The sequence below is a fragment of the Streptosporangium sp. NPDC048886 genome (assembly GCF_055586905.1).
In genome coordinates this window covers 1-14,142 of sequence record NZ_JBVJHH010000029.1, presented here as the reverse complement: position 1 = coordinate 14,142, position 14,142 = coordinate 1, and the positions used below count along the sequence as shown (strand labels likewise).

General features: G+C 71.2%; 16 protein-coding genes. 7 read left to right on the top strand and 9 right to left on the bottom strand.

Annotated elements, in window-relative coordinates:
* Positions 1-43 precede the first annotated feature (43 nt).
* The 3 genes from ACZ6R6_RS31325 to ychF all read right to left on the bottom strand — a co-directional run bounded on the left by ACZ6R6_RS31325 (position 44) and on the right by ychF (position 2,969).
* On the bottom strand, positions 44-304 hold the full coding sequence (locus ACZ6R6_RS31325) for a hypothetical protein (protein ID WP_470099592.1): 261 nt from the start codon (positions 302-304) through the stop codon (positions 44-46).
* A 166-nt stretch (positions 305-470) separates the two neighbouring features.
* Positions 471-1,505, bottom strand: a complete 1,035-nt coding sequence (locus tag ACZ6R6_RS31320; protein WP_470099405.1) for a conjugal transfer protein — start codon at positions 1,503-1,505, stop codon at positions 471-473.
* A 375-nt stretch (positions 1,506-1,880) separates the two neighbouring features.
* Entirely contained in the window at positions 1,881-2,969 is a 1,089-nt protein-coding gene (gene ychF / locus ACZ6R6_RS31315) for a redox-regulated ATPase YchF (RefSeq protein ID WP_470099403.1), read from the bottom strand.
* Positions 2,970-3,167: 198 nt separating this feature from the next.
* Here ychF and ACZ6R6_RS31310 point away from each other — a divergent pair, with 198 nt between their 5' ends.
* Positions 3,168-4,472 (top strand): DNA recombination protein RmuC, encoded by a 1,305-nt coding sequence (locus ACZ6R6_RS31310; RefSeq protein ID WP_470099401.1) that lies wholly within the window; start codon positions 3,168-3,170, stop codon positions 4,470-4,472.
* A gap of 134 nt (positions 4,473-4,606) precedes the next feature.
* A complete protein-coding gene (locus tag ACZ6R6_RS31305; RefSeq protein WP_470099399.1) occupies positions 4,607-5,131 on the top strand; it encodes a DUF6542 domain-containing protein in 525 nt (174 codons plus the stop codon).
* 126 nt (positions 5,132-5,257) lie between these two features.
* Here the strand turns inward: ACZ6R6_RS31305 and ACZ6R6_RS31300 are convergent, their stop codons facing one another.
* The gene (locus tag ACZ6R6_RS31300) at positions 5,258-6,226 is read right to left on the bottom strand and encodes a 4-hydroxy-3-methylbut-2-enyl diphosphate reductase (RefSeq protein WP_470099397.1); all 969 of its coding nucleotides are present in this window, start codon (positions 6,224-6,226) and stop codon (positions 5,258-5,260) included.
* Positions 6,227-6,335: 109 nt separating this feature from the next.
* On the opposite strand from ACZ6R6_RS31300, the gene ACZ6R6_RS31295 reads away from it, so the two are divergent.
* On the top strand, positions 6,336-7,439 hold the full coding sequence (locus tag ACZ6R6_RS31295) for a hypothetical protein (protein ID WP_470099396.1): 1,104 nt from the start codon (positions 6,336-6,338) through the stop codon (positions 7,437-7,439).
* 27 nt (positions 7,440-7,466) lie between these two features.
* Positions 7,467-8,675, top strand: a complete 1,209-nt coding sequence (gene xseA / locus ACZ6R6_RS31290; protein ID WP_470099394.1) for an exodeoxyribonuclease VII large subunit — start codon at positions 7,467-7,469, stop codon at positions 8,673-8,675.
* Here xseA and ACZ6R6_RS31285 read toward each other — a convergent pair.
* Positions 8,653-9,129 (bottom strand): GNAT family N-acetyltransferase, encoded by a 477-nt coding sequence (locus tag ACZ6R6_RS31285; protein WP_470099392.1) that lies wholly within the window; start codon positions 9,127-9,129, stop codon positions 8,653-8,655. The two genes, xseA and ACZ6R6_RS31285, sit on opposite strands and share 23 nt — an antisense overlap.
* A 63-nt stretch (positions 9,130-9,192) precedes the next feature.
* On the opposite strand from ACZ6R6_RS31285, the gene ACZ6R6_RS31280 reads away from it, so the two are divergent.
* Entirely contained in the window at positions 9,193-9,423 is a 231-nt protein-coding gene (locus tag ACZ6R6_RS31280) for an exodeoxyribonuclease VII small subunit (RefSeq protein ID WP_306863952.1), read from the top strand.
* A gap of 73 nt (positions 9,424-9,496) precedes the next feature.
* Here the strand turns inward: ACZ6R6_RS31280 and ACZ6R6_RS31275 are convergent, their stop codons facing one another.
* Both ACZ6R6_RS31275 and ACZ6R6_RS31270 read right to left on the bottom strand, forming a co-directional pair.
* Positions 9,497-10,030 carry a DUF4245 domain-containing protein gene (locus tag ACZ6R6_RS31275; protein ID WP_470099389.1) on the bottom strand — a complete coding sequence of 178 codons (534 nt, stop codon included), beginning with the start codon at positions 10,028-10,030 and terminating at the stop codon, positions 9,497-9,499.
* A gap of 38 nt (positions 10,031-10,068) precedes the next feature.
* A complete protein-coding gene (locus ACZ6R6_RS31270) occupies positions 10,069-10,674 on the bottom strand; it encodes a TetR/AcrR family transcriptional regulator (RefSeq protein WP_306863946.1) in 606 nt (201 codons plus the stop codon).
* A gap of 82 nt (positions 10,675-10,756) precedes the next feature.
* Between ACZ6R6_RS31270 and glpX the strand changes: the two genes are divergently transcribed.
* Positions 10,757-11,791, top strand: a complete 1,035-nt coding sequence (gene glpX / locus ACZ6R6_RS31265; protein ID WP_306863942.1) for a class II fructose-bisphosphatase — start codon at positions 10,757-10,759, stop codon at positions 11,789-11,791.
* Positions 11,792-11,821: 30 nt separating this feature from the next.
* On the opposite strand, the gene ACZ6R6_RS31260 is transcribed toward glpX, so the two are convergent.
* Positions 11,822-12,424, bottom strand: a complete 603-nt coding sequence (locus ACZ6R6_RS31260) for a DUF1707 SHOCT-like domain-containing protein (protein ID WP_470099386.1) — start codon at positions 12,422-12,424, stop codon at positions 11,822-11,824.
* A gap of 310 nt (positions 12,425-12,734) precedes the next feature.
* Here ACZ6R6_RS31260 and ACZ6R6_RS31255 point away from each other — a divergent pair, with 310 nt between their 5' ends.
* Positions 12,735-13,898, top strand: coding sequence for an MFS transporter (locus ACZ6R6_RS31255; RefSeq protein WP_470099384.1), 1,164 nt, complete (start codon positions 12,735-12,737; stop codon positions 13,896-13,898).
* A gap of 67 nt (positions 13,899-13,965) precedes the next feature.
* Here the strand turns inward: ACZ6R6_RS31255 and ACZ6R6_RS31250 are convergent.
* Positions 13,966-14,142 (bottom strand): 5-deoxy-glucuronate isomerase (locus ACZ6R6_RS31250; protein ID WP_470099591.1); only part of this gene is annotated, 177 nt, incomplete at its 5' end.

Genomic DNA, 14,142 nt, shown 5'->3' with positions numbered 1-14,142 from the left:
GCTCCTCCTCTCCGCCCTCGTTCTTTGACCGCTACGCGCGATCTCAACCCCCCGTGATGCCCAGCGCGCCCGCGATCGCCTTGGCCGTCACCTCGATGATGTTGGGCACGTAGAAGATCACTCCGATGGCCACCGCGAGGATGATGAACTGCACGAACCTGGTGATCTCACGGGTGAAGAGGAAGAAGAGCGCGACGACGGAGACGACGACGAGGAAGAGCGGGGCGAAGAACTTGCGGAGGAAGTCGGCCAGTCCCTCGGTGTTGACACCCGCCGGGGCACCGGTCGGCTGGGCGAGGTCCATCGCGCTCAGCAGGATGGTCTTCAGGATCACTTCTCGTCCTCCGTGCTCATGATCGTGCTCGCCGGGCGGTCACGGACCCGCGACGCGCATGCCCGGAACCGCCCACCGCCGATTCACTGATCAGGGGGGGTCTGTTCACTGCGGACCGGCACCATTCGATCATGTGTTACCCCACAGACCGTTTCGCGCCTCGGATGTCCTTGACGAACCACTTGTCGCCCTGCTTGACCACGGTGAGCAGGTAGGCCTGCTCAAGCTTGCCGCTCATGTCACCGGGGTCGGACGGGGTGGGCTCGGCCGAGGGGGCCACACCCGAGGGCACACCCCACACGACCGTCGCGGTGACCTCCCGGGTCGTGCCGCCGACGAGAGGGACGGCGAGGTCCTTGAGCTCGACGAGGGTGAACGCGCCGCCGAACCCCTCCAGGGTGACCCCGGCGGCGGCGTAGCGCTGCAGGGAGGCGTTGTCGCCGGCGGCGTAGGCCTTGAAGAAGTCGGCCAGGGGCGTGCGGAGCTCGGCCTCGGCGGCTTCGTCACCCTCGCCCTCGGGCACCGGGGGCAGGTTCGCCGGGGCCGGCGCGGGAAGGATGCCCGGACGCCCGGAGACCACGAACCTGTCGGTCCGGCTGTCGTGGAACACCGGCACGGACAGGAGCTGACGGCGGCTTCCCGACTGGAAGGCCAGGGTCACGACCGCGTTCTCCCGGTCGACGATCTCCGTGCCGTACGGCTGCACCGCGCCGGCGGCCATCCGGCCGACCCCGTCCCAGCCGAACTGCGGCTCGGCGCCGTCGGGCAGGTAAGGCGCGAGCCGGGAGGCCCTTTCCTGCGAGCGGACGGCCTCGAAATTCAGATAGACGGCGGCGAACTGGCTGGCGAAAGAGGTGGCCCGGCTGAGCGGAAATTCGGTGTCCGCCGGAACGGCGGCCGCCCCACCTGCTGTGTTCTGCCGGGTGAAGCGTTCGAAAGGCGCACGGACCCCGTTCACCACGATGACCACTATTAATGCCCAGAGCACGGCGCGGCCGGTCCACACCAGCCAGCGGCCGCCTCCGCCGGACCAGCGGGCCCGGCCCGGTGCGCCCCGCCCTCGGGCCGGAGCGCCGTCGGACTCGGGGCCGTAGGAATCCTCCGGGTATGCCGACAGCTCAGGGTCGCCAGCGATCCGAGGATCACGCTGGACCGTTGCCCTTCGAGCCATCTTGCCTCCGCTCGCGCCCATCCCCCGGTTGGCGCGGTGTCGTATTACTCCCGACCCCGTTAACCATGGTCAAGCACTTACTCTAACCGCCCCGCCGATTGTTCCAGGAAAGCCACGCCTATGCTGCAGGCATCGTCGTGACTGAGCAAACCCGGTCTGGAACTCGGCCGGACCCGCCACCTGTGCACATCGCCAAGAAAGCACGTTATGCCTGCTCGGCGGGTAACCCGATTACTCAAAGGCCACGCATTGCTATCCAAACGGCGCCGAGACTGTCGCGACCTGCGCATTTAACTCGGAATGCATCACACAGTGTCACCATATGAGGAACGGGCCTGGTCAGAGGACCAGACCCGTTCCCTCACGCGTGAGCCGTCAGACGTTGAAGCGGAACTCCACGACGTCGCCGTCGCGCATCACGTAGTCCTTGCCCTCGATGCGGGCCTTGCCCACCTGGCGGGCGGCGGCGATGGAACCCGCCTCCACCAGCTCGTCGAAGGAGACGATCTCCGCCTTGATGAAGCCGCGCTGGAAGTCGGTGTGGATGACCCCGGCCGCCTCCGGGGCGGTGGCGCCCTTGCGGATCGTCCAGGCCCGGGTCTCCTTGGGACCGGCGGTCAGATAGGTCTGCAGGCCGAGGGTCTCGAACCCGACGCGGGCGAGCTGGGACAGGCCGGACTCCTCCTGGCCGACGGACTGCAGGAGCTCCAGCGCCTCGTCGTCGGGGAGCTCGACGAGCTCGGACTCGATCTTGGCGTCCAGGAAGACGGCCTCGGCCGGCGCCACGATCGCCGACAGCCGGGCCCGCAGCTCCTCGTCCACCAGCTCGTCGGCGTCGAGGTTGAAGACGTAGAGGAACGGCTTGGCGGTCAACAGGTGCAGCTCGCGCAGGTCGGCCACGTCGATCCCGGCGCCCTTGGCCCCGGCGTAGAGGGTGGCGCCGCCGTCGAGGAGCTTGACCGCCGCCTCCGCGGCCTCCAGCGTGGCCTTGCGGTCCTTGTTGGTCCTCGACTCCTTCTGGAGCCGGGGGATCGCCTTCTCCAGCGTCTGCAGGTCGGCGAGGATCAGCTCGGTGTTGATCGTCTCGATGTCGCGCTCGGGGGCGACGCCACCGTCCACGTGGGTCACGTCGGGGTCGGTGAAGACCCGGATGACCTGGCAGATGGCGTCGGTCTCGCGGATGTTGGCGAGGAACTGGTTACCCCGTCCCTGCCCCTCCGAGGCGCCGCGGACCAGTCCGGCGATGTCGACGAACTCGACCTTCGCGGGCAGGAGCTTCGCGGAGCCGAATATCTCGGCCAGCTTCTCCAGACGCGGGTCGGGGACGCCGACGATGCCCACGTTGGGCTCGATGGTGGCGAACGGATAGTTCGCCGCCAGGGCGTTGGCGGTCTTCGTCAGCGCGTTGAAAAGCGTTGACTTACCGACGTTGGGCAATCCGACGATGCCGATACTCAGGCTCACGTAAGCCGAGTTTACGGGGAATCACCCAGTGCTACCCGCCGCAGGCACGTCACGGGCCGGTGGACGGCCGCGGCCGCCGGTGTCCGCGGGGCCCGGAGGGTGAGATGTAATGACACGGGCGAAATGCCGGAATCGATCCGGAAGGCGTGTCGGACAGCCAGGAGCCGCCGGGCCTGCGATCATTCCGGGGTGGATGTCATGGCACTCGCTTTCCAGCTCGCCGTGGGACTCGCCGCGGGACTCGCGATCGGGTTCCTGCTGGGCCGGGCGCGTGCCTCCTCGGGAACGGCGGACACCGTGACGCGCCTGGCCGAGGCCGAGGCCCGCGCCAAGGCCGCCGAGGAGAAGGTCGCCTACGTCGAAGGGCAGCTGGCCGAGCGGTTCCAGGCCCTGTCGGCCCGCGCGCTCGACGTCAACAACCTGCGGTTCCTGGAGCTGGCCGAGACCCGGCTGGCCGCCGGCCGCGCCGAGGCCGCCGGGGAGCTGGAGCAGCGCAAGCAGGCCGTCGAGCACCTGATCGAGCCGTTGAAGGACACCCTGGCCCGTGTCGAGGCGCAGCTGCGCGACACCCAGTCGGGCCAGCGGGCCGCCCACGCCGAGCTGGCCAAGCACATCGACGTGGTCCGGGAGAGCAACGACCGGCTCCGCGTCCAGACGACCGCGCTGGTGCGCGCCCTGCAGCGCCCGGAGGCCAGGGGCCGGTGGGGGGAGCTCCAGCTCCGCAGGGTCGCCGAGATCGCCGGGATGCAGCGGTACTGCGACTTCGACGAGCAGGCCAGCGCCACCACCGCCGACGGCGTGCTCCGGCCGGACATGATCGTACGGCTGGCCGGCGGCAAGAACATCGTGGTCGACTCCAAGGTCTCCCTGGCCGCCTATCTGGAGGCCGCCGAGTCCGGCGACCCCGACCACCAGTCGGCCCGGCTCGACTCCCACGCCCGGCACGTGCGCGAGCACGTGGACCGGCTCGCGTCCAAGGCCTACTGGCAGGCGTTCAGCCCGGCGCCGGAGTTCATGGTGCTCTTCATCCCCGGCGAGGCGTTCCTGGCCCCGGCCCTGGAGCGCGACCCCGCCCTGCTGGAGTACGCCATGCGGCGGCGGGTCCACATCGCCACGCCCACCACGCTGATCACCATGCTCCGCACCGCGCAGTACGCCTGGCAGCAGGCCGCGCTCAGCGAGAACGCGCGGGCGGTCTTCGAGCTCGGCAAGGAGCTCTACGAACGGCTGGGCACCATGGGGCGGAACATGGAGACGATGGGACGGTCGCTGAGCAGGGCGGTCGAGTCCTACAACCGGACGGTCGGCTCCCTGGAGACCCGGGTGCTGGTGAGCGCGCGCAAGCTGAACGACCTGGGGCTGGTCGAGACCGAGCTGGACAGGCCCGGCACGGTCGAGGACCTGCCGCGCGCGCTGACCGCGCCCGAACTACTGGAAGAAGAGGGCGCAAGCTCATCTCCCATCTCCCGGCTGAACGGTAAGTTGGCGAACGACCTGCCCTGAAAGCCGTTCCCCGAAGACGCCGTCGGCCGGACACTGGAGGCGGAGCGGAGGGGGTTGGCGATGAGGGGCCGAGGTCGAGGGGGACGACTGGTGGACGATCGAGGCGACGGGCAGCCGCTTGGCGGGGTGATCGCGTGAGTGAGCAGAAGCGGAGTGCCGGCATCCGGCTGACCGCCCGGGGCGCGGTGGCGTCCGTGCTGGTGTTCACGCTGGCGGGCAGTGTCGCGCAGGCGCTGCTCGGCCTGCCGGTGCTGACCGGCCTGGCGTTCGTGGCCGGTTGCGCGGCGGCGGTGTCGCTGGTGAACCGGCGCGACCTGCTCTCGCTGGTGGTGTCGCCACCGTTGATCTTCTTCGCGGCCACGCTGGTCGCCGAGGCGGTCCGGGCCCTGGGCGCGGCCTCACCGGTCCAGGCGTTCGGCCTGGGCATGCTGACCAAGCTGTCGGCCGGCGCCCCGTGGCTGTTCGGTGGCTCGCTCCTGGTCCTGGTCGTGGCCTGGCGGCGCGGCCTGGCCCAGTGCGTCCGCGACCTGCGCGAGGAGCTGCGGGCCGCCGGCCCCGACATTCCCCGCCCGAGGAGCGGCGACAGCGCCGGCTACGCCCCCGAGCCCGAAGGCTACTTCGAGCCCAAGGTGTACGGCACGCCCCGCGAAGGCCAGTAGCCGCGGGGCCGGGCCGCTGTGGGCGCACGGCACGGCCGGCGAGGGACCGTGCACCGGCGGAGGATCTCAGGCTGAGAACGCCCGTACGGCGGCACGCGGCGCCGCCGTACGGACCGGGAGGGCGGGTCAGACTGTGGCGCGCAGGTCCTTGCGCAGCTCGTGCGGGAGGGCGAAGCGGACGCTCTCCTTGACCGACTCGACCTCCTCGACGTCGTCGAAGCCGTGCGTGGCGAGGCGGGCCAGGACTCCGGTGACGAGCTCGTCCGGGACCGAGGCGCCACTCGTCACGCCGACCGTGGTGACGCCGTCGAGCCACTCGTCCTTGATGAGCGAGGCGTCGTCGACCAGGTAGGAGGCGTCGGCTCCGTGGTCGAGGGCGACCTCGACCAGCCGCTTGGAGTTGGAGGAGTTCTCCGAGCCCACGACGATGACGAGCTGGGCCTGGGCGGCGATCTCCTTCACCGCGATCTGGCGGTTCTGGGTGGCGTAGCAGATGTCGTCGCTCGGCGGGTCGATGAGGTTCGGGAAACGCTCCTTGAGCCGGGAGACCGTCTCGACCGTCTCGTCCACCGACAGCGTGGTCTGCGACAGCCACACCAGCCGGTCGGGGTCCTTCACCTGGACGGCGTCGACCGAGTCGAGGCCGTCGACGAGCTGGATGTGGTCGGGCGCCTCGCCGGCGGTGCCCTCGACCTCCTCGTGGCCCTCGTGGCCGATGAGCAGGATGTCGTAGTCCTGGGAGGCGAAGCGCCTGGCCTCGTTGTGCACCTTGGTCACCAGCGGGCAGGTGGCGTCGATCGTCTTCAGGCTGCGCCGGGCGGCCTCCCGGTGGACCGCCGGAGAGACCCCGTGGGCGGAGAAGACCACGATCGCGCCCTCGGGGACCTGCTCGGTCTCCTCGACGAAGATCGCCCCCCGCTCCTCCAGCGTCTTGACCACATGGGTGTTGTGGACGATCTGCTTGCGGACGTAGATCGGCGCGCCGTACTGCTCAAGGGCCTTCTCCACGGCCTCGACCGCTCGATCGACCCCCGCGCAGTAGCCACGGGGTCTAGCCACAAGCACGCGTCGGGTCGCGGGGGTCTCTGAAGTCATGTTCTTATGCTACGTGGAGTGTCCGCTGGGCCGCCCACGCGTCCTATGACCTCATACGGCACAGTCTTGCGAGACTAGACGCCTAAAACAGACCTCCCAGGGAGACGACATGGCAGTCCCCGACATCCTCCGTAATGTCACCAGAAATGTCCGCGAGGCGCTCTCCAGCCGCGAAGGGTTCAAGGAGAAGGCGAAGGACCTGCCGCTCTACGTGCTGCAGTCCGCGCTGAGCGGGGTCGGCCAGGCCCTGCTGATCGGCGACCGTGTGCGGAACACGATCAAGCGCATCGGCCAGCAGGACGAAGAAGAGGAGTCCACGCAGACCGCCGACGAGCCCGCCGAGTCCGGCAAGGACGACAGGACCGAGGAGAAGCCGGCCCGCCGCGAGCCGGTCATCTTCGCCCCCCGCCCGGAGAGCGCCTCCACCAAGGAGATCACGCCCGAGACCAACGGCGCCAAGTCCCGCCCCGAGCCGGTCATCTTCGCCCCCGCCAAGCCCAAGGCCCCCGAGGCCAAGCCCGCCGAGGCCAAGCCCGCCGAGGCCGAGGCCACCGCCCCTGAAGCCAAGCCGGTCGAGCCCGAGACCACCGCCCCCGAGGCCAAGCCCGCCGAGGCCAAGGTCACTGCCCCTGAAGCCAAGCCGGTCGAGGCCAAGGTCACTGCCCCTGAAGCCAAGCCGGTCGAGCCCGAGACCACCGAAGCCGAGGCCAAGCCCGCCACCGCCGAGGCCGCCCCCGAGGCCAAGCCCGCAGAGGTCAAGGCCGCCGAGCCGGTCGAGACCGAGATCGAGACCGCCGAGGCCAAGCCCGCCAGGGCCAAGGCCACCAAGCCCAAGAGCACCGCGCCCAAGGCCAAGACCGCGGAGCCCAAGGCCGCGGAGGCCGTCGTCTCCCAGCCCGCGGCCGTGAAAGTGGAGGTCACGGAGGTCGAGGTCGTCAAGCCCGAGGCGGCCGACGCCGCGCTGGTCGAGGTCACCGAGACCAGGGTCGCCGAGCCTCCGGTGGCCACGCCGGTCCCCGGGGCGGTCGCCGTCCCCGCCGAGCCGATGCCCGGCTACGGCCAGCTGTCGATCGCGTCCCTGCGCGCCCGGATGCGCGGCAAGACGGCCGAGCAGATCCAGGAGCTCATCGCCTACGAGCGGGCCACCACCGCCCGTCCGGAGGTCGTGCGGATGTACGAGAACCGGCTGGCCAAGCTGGAGGCGGCCGGATAGCCGCAGCTTGCGCGTAGGCTCCCGACCATGACCTCGAAGACCACCCCGGAACAGCCGCTCCCGGTCCGCACCGTGCTGCAGATGGTCGGCGGCTGGATCGGCAAACTCGGCACCGTCTGGGTGGAGGGGCAGATCACCGAGCTGACCGCCCGCGGCGGCACGGTGTTCCTGACGTTGCGTGACCCCGTGGCCAACGTCTCGGCCCGGGTCACCTGCCCCCGTGGCGTCTACGAGGCGACCGTCCCCCGGCCGGTGGACGGCGCCCGGGTCGTCATGCACCTGAAGCCGGACTTCTGGGTGAACAAGGGCTCCTTCGCGTTCACCGCCCTGGAGATGCGCCCGGTCGGCGTCGGCGAGCTGCTGGCCCGGCTGGAGCGGCTGCGCCAGGTGCTCGCCGCCGAGGGACTCTTCGGAGTCGACCGCAAGCGGCGGCTGCCGTTCCTGCCGGGCACGATCGGGCTGATCTGCGGCCGTGACTCGGCTGCCGAGCGCGACGTGCTGGAGAACTCGCGGCGCCGCTGGCCCGCGGTGCGGTTCAAGGTCGAGCCGGTGGCCGTGCAGGGCCCGTACGCGGTCACCGAGGTCACCGAGGCTCTGCGGAAGTTCGACGCGGACGGCGAGGTCGACGTCATCGTGATCGCGCGGGGCGGCGGGTCGATGGAGGACCTGCTGCCCTTCTCCGACGAGGCGCTCGTGCGGGCGGTGGCGGCGTGCCGGACCCCGGTGGTCAGCGCCATCGGCCACGAGCAGGACAACCCGCTGCTCGACCTGGTCGCCGACGTGCGGGCGTCCACCCCCACGGACGCGGCCAAGAAGGTCGTGCCGGACGTCGGCGAGCAGCTCACGCTCATCCGCCAGCTCCGCGACCGGGGCCGGCGGGTGGCCGGCGGGTGGCTGGAGCGTGAGACGGCCTGGCTGGCCGCGGTCCGCTCCCGCCCCGCCCTGGCCGACCCGGTCCGTGAGATCGAGCGCAGGGCCGAGCAGGCCGAGCAGCTCAGGGACCGGGCGAGGCGCTCGCTGACCGCCTCCCTGGACCGCGCCCAGGACTCCCTGGAGCACCTGCGGGCCCGCCTGGTCTCCCTGTCCCCCGCCGCCACCCTGGAGCGCGGTTACGCGATCGTGCAGCGCCCCACGGGTGAGGTCGTACGGCGGGCGGCCGACGTCGCCCCCGGCGCCGAGCTGACGATCCGCTTCCCCGACGACAGGGTGTCGGTCAGGAGGGATTCAGCCACGTGAGCGAGGGGTAGCGCAGGCCGTCGTCGACGAAGCCAAACTGCCGGTAGAGCGACTCGCCGTCGGAGGTGGCGTGCAGGTCCACCCTGCGGACCTCGCTGTCGCGGTACCACTCCATGAGCTTGGCCATGATGGCCCGGCTGTGTCCCCGGCGCCGGTGGCCGGGGTCGGTGGTCATGTCCTGGATGTAGCCGCAGCGGCCGTTGGCCGGGGCGGGGCCGGGGAGGCGCTCGAAGATGAGACCCATTCCGCAGGCGGCCAGCCCGCCCTCGGGGGCGTCCACCACGTAGACGGCCGTGTCGTCGCTGCCCAGCCTCTCCTTGAGGCTGTCGGCGTAGGCGTCCTGCCACTGGCCGTCGACCGGGTAGCTGCCGTCCCGGGCCATCCGGTCGGCCAGGACCTCGCGCAGGCGGACCAGCTCGGGGATGTCCTCGGGGGTCGCGGTACGAACGCTCATCCATGCAGTGTCCCAGGGCCGTGATCCGTCCCTTGTGTCGGCGGGTGACTCTAGGGTGGGGATGTGGCCGATGAGAAGACACCGTCGTATGAGCAGGCACGCGAGGAGCTGACCGAGGTGGTCCGCCGCCTGGAGGCCGGCGGGCTGACGCTGGAGCAGTCGATCGAGCTGTGGGAGCGCGGCGAGCGGCTGGCGTCGCTGTGCGAGGAGTGGCTCCAGGGCGCCCGGGTGAAGCTCGCCGCCGCCATGGCACAGCGCCGGCAGCCCGACCCCGCGGGGGACGCGCCCTTCTGAGGTCTGTCCGGCGGCGTACGTCCTGGACGGGTCGCGTCGCCCGGGTGACATGGTCCGGGCCCCGAACGGGCTCCTAGGAGGTCACCCGCGGCTGCTGCTTGATGGATCCGGCCAGGGCCGACAGCTCATCCCACTGGGCGGTGCCCGTGACGACGACCGTGGCGTCGGGCAGGAGCCGGACGAGGGAGCGCTGGTCCTTGTCCTTGCGGACGCGCTGCTCCCAGGTCACCCCGCCGATCTGGACGCTGCCGGTGACCTCGCCGGTGTTGGCCAGCCGGTTGGCGAACTCGGCCGCGGGCCTCTCGTCGCTCTGGGCGAGCATCGCGTGGGAGCGCTTGGCGGTGGCGAAGCCGAGCCTCCAGGTGACCGCGCCCTTCTCCTTGGTCATCCGGGAGCTCGTCGGGATCCAGCCGGCGGGCACCTGGTCCGGCGACCACACCTGGTAGGGCGCGTCGCGGCGCATGTTGGCCACGTCGAACGAGAAGTCGACCTTGGGGATGTGCTCGGTCCTGCTCTGCGGTGTGACCAGCAGGAACACGCCGACGCCGGCGAGGCAGACCAGCATCGCGACCGCATAGCCGTAGAAACCCTGAGTGAACCGTTCCACGACTGTCGAGACTAGTCGCTCGGGAGCGCGGTCCGGTCTCAGGGGCGCCTGATCTGCCCGACGATGGCGAGCACGCCCTCGGCGAGGTTGCGGGACGCCTCCTCGTCCTCGGACAGGGCGACCTCGGAGACGGCGGCGGCGAGCGCGCCGGTGAGGACCACGACCAGCGCGCCCTCGTCGCCCTCGAACAGGGCGGCGTTGCGCTTGGCCCACTGGCGCAGCCGGTCGCGCATGATGACCTCGAACCCCGGGGGCCCGTCACCGCGCAGGAACAGCGCGGCGAGCTCGCGCTCGGCGAAGCAGCCCTCCAGGTAGGCGCGGGCACCGGCGATGAACAGCCGCATCGGGTCGGCCTCGCCCCCGGTCCGGGCCTCCTGGACGGCCTGCTTGGTCCGCTGGGTCTGCCGGGTCTGGAAGTCGTCGAAGAGCGTCAGGTAGAGATCGGCCTTGCCGGAGAAGTGGTGGTAGAGGCTGCCGACGCTCGCCCCGGCGCGGGCGACCACGTCGGTGACACCGGCCTCCGCGAAACCGCTCGCGACGAAGACCTCCCTGGCGGCCGCGAGGAGCGCGACGCGCGTGGCGGCACCCCGCTCGGAGGTCCGTGCAGCCACGCCTGTCACCAGCCGTTCCGTGTCGCTACTCATGGTGGGCACATTATCCCCCGCCGCCCGGCAAGAGGGGGGCAACTACGATCGATGCAGTAATCCACGAGAGGGGCTCCTCGTCATGTCCGATCAGACGTCCGTACCTGCCGCGCTCGCCACGGGTGCACACGCACCTGATCGCAACCTGGCCCTCGAACTGGTCAGGGTCACCGAGGCGGCCGCGATGGCCGCGGCCCGCTGGGTCGGGCGCGGCGACAAGAACGGCGCCGACGGCGCCGCGGTGAACGCGATGCGCCAGCTGATCAACACGGTGTCGATGAACGGCGTGGTGGTGATCGGCGAGGGCGAGAAGGACAACGCGCCGATGCTCTACAACGGCGAGCACGTCGGGGACGGCAGCGGCGCCGAGTGCGACGTGGCCGTGGACCCGATCGACGGCACCCGCCTGACCGCGCTCGGCATGCCCAACGGGATCTCGGTCATCGCGGTCAGCGAGCGCGGCTCGATGTACGACCCCTCGGCCGTCTTCTACATGGACAAGCTGGTCACCGGTCCCGAGGCCGCCGGGGCGGTCGACATCAACGCGCCGGTGGCCGACAACATCTCGGCGGTGGCGAGGGCCAAGGGCGGCGAGCCGTCGGACGTGACCGTGGTCATCCTCGACCGGCCGCGCCACGAGAAGATCATTCAGGAGGTCCGGGAGGCCGGGGCGCGGATCAAGCTCATCACCGACGGCGACGTGGCCGGAGCGATCATGGCCGCCCGCGCGGGCACCGGCGTCGACCTGATGCTCGGCATCGGCGGCACCCCCGAGGGCATCATCGCGGCCTGCGCGCTCAAGTGCCTGGGCGGCGTCATCCAGGGCAGGCTGTGGCCGCAGGACGACGCCGAGCGCCGCCGGGCGCTGGACGCCGGCCTCGACCTGGACGCCACGCTGACCACCGACGACCTGGTCCGCTCCGACGACGTGTTCTTCGCGGCCAGCGGGATCACCGACGGTGAGCTCATGCAGGGCGTCCGCTACCGCGGTGGCCGCGCCGTCACCAGTTCCCTGGTCATGCGCGGCCGTTCCGGCACGATCCGCAAGATCGAGAGCGAGCACCAGCTCTGGAAGCTGCGCGCCTACAGCGCGATCAACTTCGACAGCGCGAGCTGACCGGCCCGGCGCCGCTCGTGGCCCGTCCGCTCAGCGGCGGAACCACGAGCGGCGGGGCCGCTTGGGCGACTTGGCGACGATGTTGCCCAGGGTGACGATCCCGGTGATCTCGATGAGCGGTCCGTCGGGCGAGGGCGGGACCTGGTTCTTCTTGCCCGCCATGAAGGCGGAGGCGGGCATCTCGATCCGGACGCCCTCCGGGACGATCAGCGTGAGGGTCGCGGCCATCACGGTGACCTGGAGCGTCACGTGGCCCGACTGGAGCAGCGCCTCGCGCAGGTCGAGCGTGACGTTGGCGCAGACCGCGGTGGCGGAGAAACGGGTGGGCACCACCCAGCGGCCCGAGCGCTCGTCCGAGCCGAAGAAGGCCAGCACCGGGCGGACGTCGGTCCGCAGCGGCTGCGCCTCGGGCGGGAGCAGGTCGGCGGTGAGCGCGGCGATCTCGCCCAGCGTGCGGGCCCGGTAGAGCGTCTGGAGCCGCTCCTCGTGCTCGTCGTGGTCCAGCCGGCCGTCGGCGAGCGCGTCGCCCAGCACGGCGGCCACCCGTGCTCTGTCGTCGTCCCCGGCGCGCAGGTCGCCGGGGCGCGGCCGGTGCTCGGAGTTACGGATCGACGGGGGCGGGGAACTGTCCACCCTTCGACGATAATCGCTGTCCGGGCCGGAGCGACGTGATGAGGCCGCCGACATGGCGGCGGAAGCCGGCGGTGCGGCGATCACGGCGGAGCGCCGGGCGCGGCCGGGGGCGCGTGGGACACGTCCGACCACTCCTGCCGGGACGCCCGGACCGCGCCTGGCCACGCCGCCCCGGACGCGCGGACCGCTCCCGGCCACGCCGCCCCGGACGCGGGGCGCGGCGGCCCGGGTGATCAGCCATTGACCGCCGGAGACGGCGCCCCTACTCTGACGAGAACCTGAACCCCCCTCATGTTCTCTGGAGGTCGTGATGCCGACCCCACGCGACAGACAAGCACGGGTGGCGACCTGGGCCGCCTTCTTCGTCCAGGGCCTCTGTTTCGCGACCCTGCTCACCCATGTGATCGACCTGCAGCACAGGTTCGGGCTGAGCGACGGCGACCTCACCCTCGTCCTGCTGCTCGTCCCGGTGATCGCCGGCGCCGGGAGCGTCGTGGCCGGCCCGCTGGCCGCGAGGTACGGCAGCGGCCCGGTCCTGCGGATCTCCCAGCTGGGGGTCTGCGCGGTCGTGGCCCTTTCGGGATGGAACACCGCGCTCGTCGGGCTCTACCTGCTCAGCGCGGTGTTCGGCCTGTTCGTCGGGGCGGTGGACGCGGCGATGAACATGCAGGCGGTCGCGGTCGAACGCCGTTACGGCATGAGCGTGCTCACCGGCTTCCACGCCGTGTGGAGCGTCGGCTCGATGCTGGGCGCCGGCTTCAACTCCGTCTTCAGCGCTTTCGGCACCGGGCTGGGCTGGTCGTTCTCCGTCCCGGTGGCGGTCGGCGCCGCGATCTCCGTGATCATGCTCCCCCGTCTCTACGATCGGGACGGGGAGCGGGCGACCGCGCGCGCCGCGCAGGCGGCCAGGGTGCCGTGGCGGCCGATCATCCCGCTCTGCCTGGCGATGGCGTTCCTATACGTCGGCGACGCGGCGGTCTCCAACTACAGCACCCTCTACATGGAGGGCGCGCTGTCGGCGAGCGGCTGGCTGGTGCCCTTCGCCTACCTCGTCTACCAGGCGGCCATGCTCCTCGCACGGGTCCCCGGAGACTTCGCCGTGCGCAGGTACGGCCCGGCACCGGTCGTCCGGGTGGGCGCGGTGATCGCGGCCGTGGGCACGCTCGGCGTCGTCGTCGCCCCCGGAGTCACCTCGGCCGTCCTGTCGTTCGGCCTGATCGGCGTCGGCCTGTCCATCATCGCGCCGCAGTCGTTCTCGGCGGCCGGCCGCCTCGGCGCCGGGGCCGAGACGGCGATCGCGCGCGTCAACGTGTTCAACTACGTCGGCTTCCTCGTCGGCGCGGCCGTGGTCGGCACCGTCAACGACACCGTGGACGCGCGGGCGGCGTTCGTGCCCGCCGCCGTCCTGGTGGCCCTGATCGTGCCGCTGGCCAGGGGCTTCCAGCCGAAACCGGAACTCGTGCCGCAGAAGTAGGGCCGCTGGTCGCGTCCGGTCCGTCGGCCGGCCGGGAAGCGCATGAGCGCCTGCGCCATGGCGAGCCTCATCGCGACGCCTTCGTCATGGGGACCCGCGGATCGACCGGCTGGTCCGCCCAGGAGGAGCGGACCCAGGCGTGCCGGGGGTCGTCGCAGAAGGCCATGGACCGCGTGGGGGCGGGTCCGGCCAGGACGTTGAGGTAGTACAGGTCGTAGCCGGGGGCGGCCATCGACGGGCCGTG

Excerpts from the sequence above, each read along its gene's own strand:
- ACZ6R6_RS31325 (WP_470099592.1), bottom strand. The coding sequence starts at position 304 with ATGGACCTCGCCCAGCCGACCGGTGCCCCGGCGGGTGTCAACACCGAG.
- ACZ6R6_RS31320 (WP_470099405.1), bottom strand. The coding sequence starts at position 1,505 with ATGGCTCGAAGGGCAACGGTCCAGCGTGATCCTCGGATCGCTGGCGAC.
- ACZ6R6_RS31310 (WP_470099401.1), top strand. The coding sequence starts at position 3,168 with ATGGCACTCGCTTTCCAGCTCGCCGTGGGACTCGCCGCGGGACTCGCG.
- ACZ6R6_RS31300 (WP_470099397.1), bottom strand. The coding sequence starts at position 6,226 with ATGACTTCAGAGACCCCCGCGACCCGACGCGTGCTTGTGGCTAGACCC.
- ACZ6R6_RS31295 (WP_470099396.1), top strand. The coding sequence starts at position 6,336 with ATGGCAGTCCCCGACATCCTCCGTAATGTCACCAGAAATGTCCGCGAG.
- xseA (WP_470099394.1), top strand. The coding sequence starts at position 7,467 with ATGACCTCGAAGACCACCCCGGAACAGCCGCTCCCGGTCCGCACCGTG.
- ACZ6R6_RS31285 (WP_470099392.1), bottom strand. The coding sequence starts at position 9,129 with ATGAGCGTTCGTACCGCGACCCCCGAGGACATCCCCGAGCTGGTCCGC.
- ACZ6R6_RS31270 (WP_306863946.1), bottom strand. The coding sequence starts at position 10,674 with ATGAGTAGCGACACGGAACGGCTGGTGACAGGCGTGGCTGCACGGACC.
- glpX (WP_306863942.1), top strand. The coding sequence starts at position 10,757 with ATGTCCGATCAGACGTCCGTACCTGCCGCGCTCGCCACGGGTGCACAC.
- ACZ6R6_RS31255 (WP_470099384.1), top strand. The coding sequence starts at position 12,735 with ATGCCGACCCCACGCGACAGACAAGCACGGGTGGCGACCTGGGCCGCC.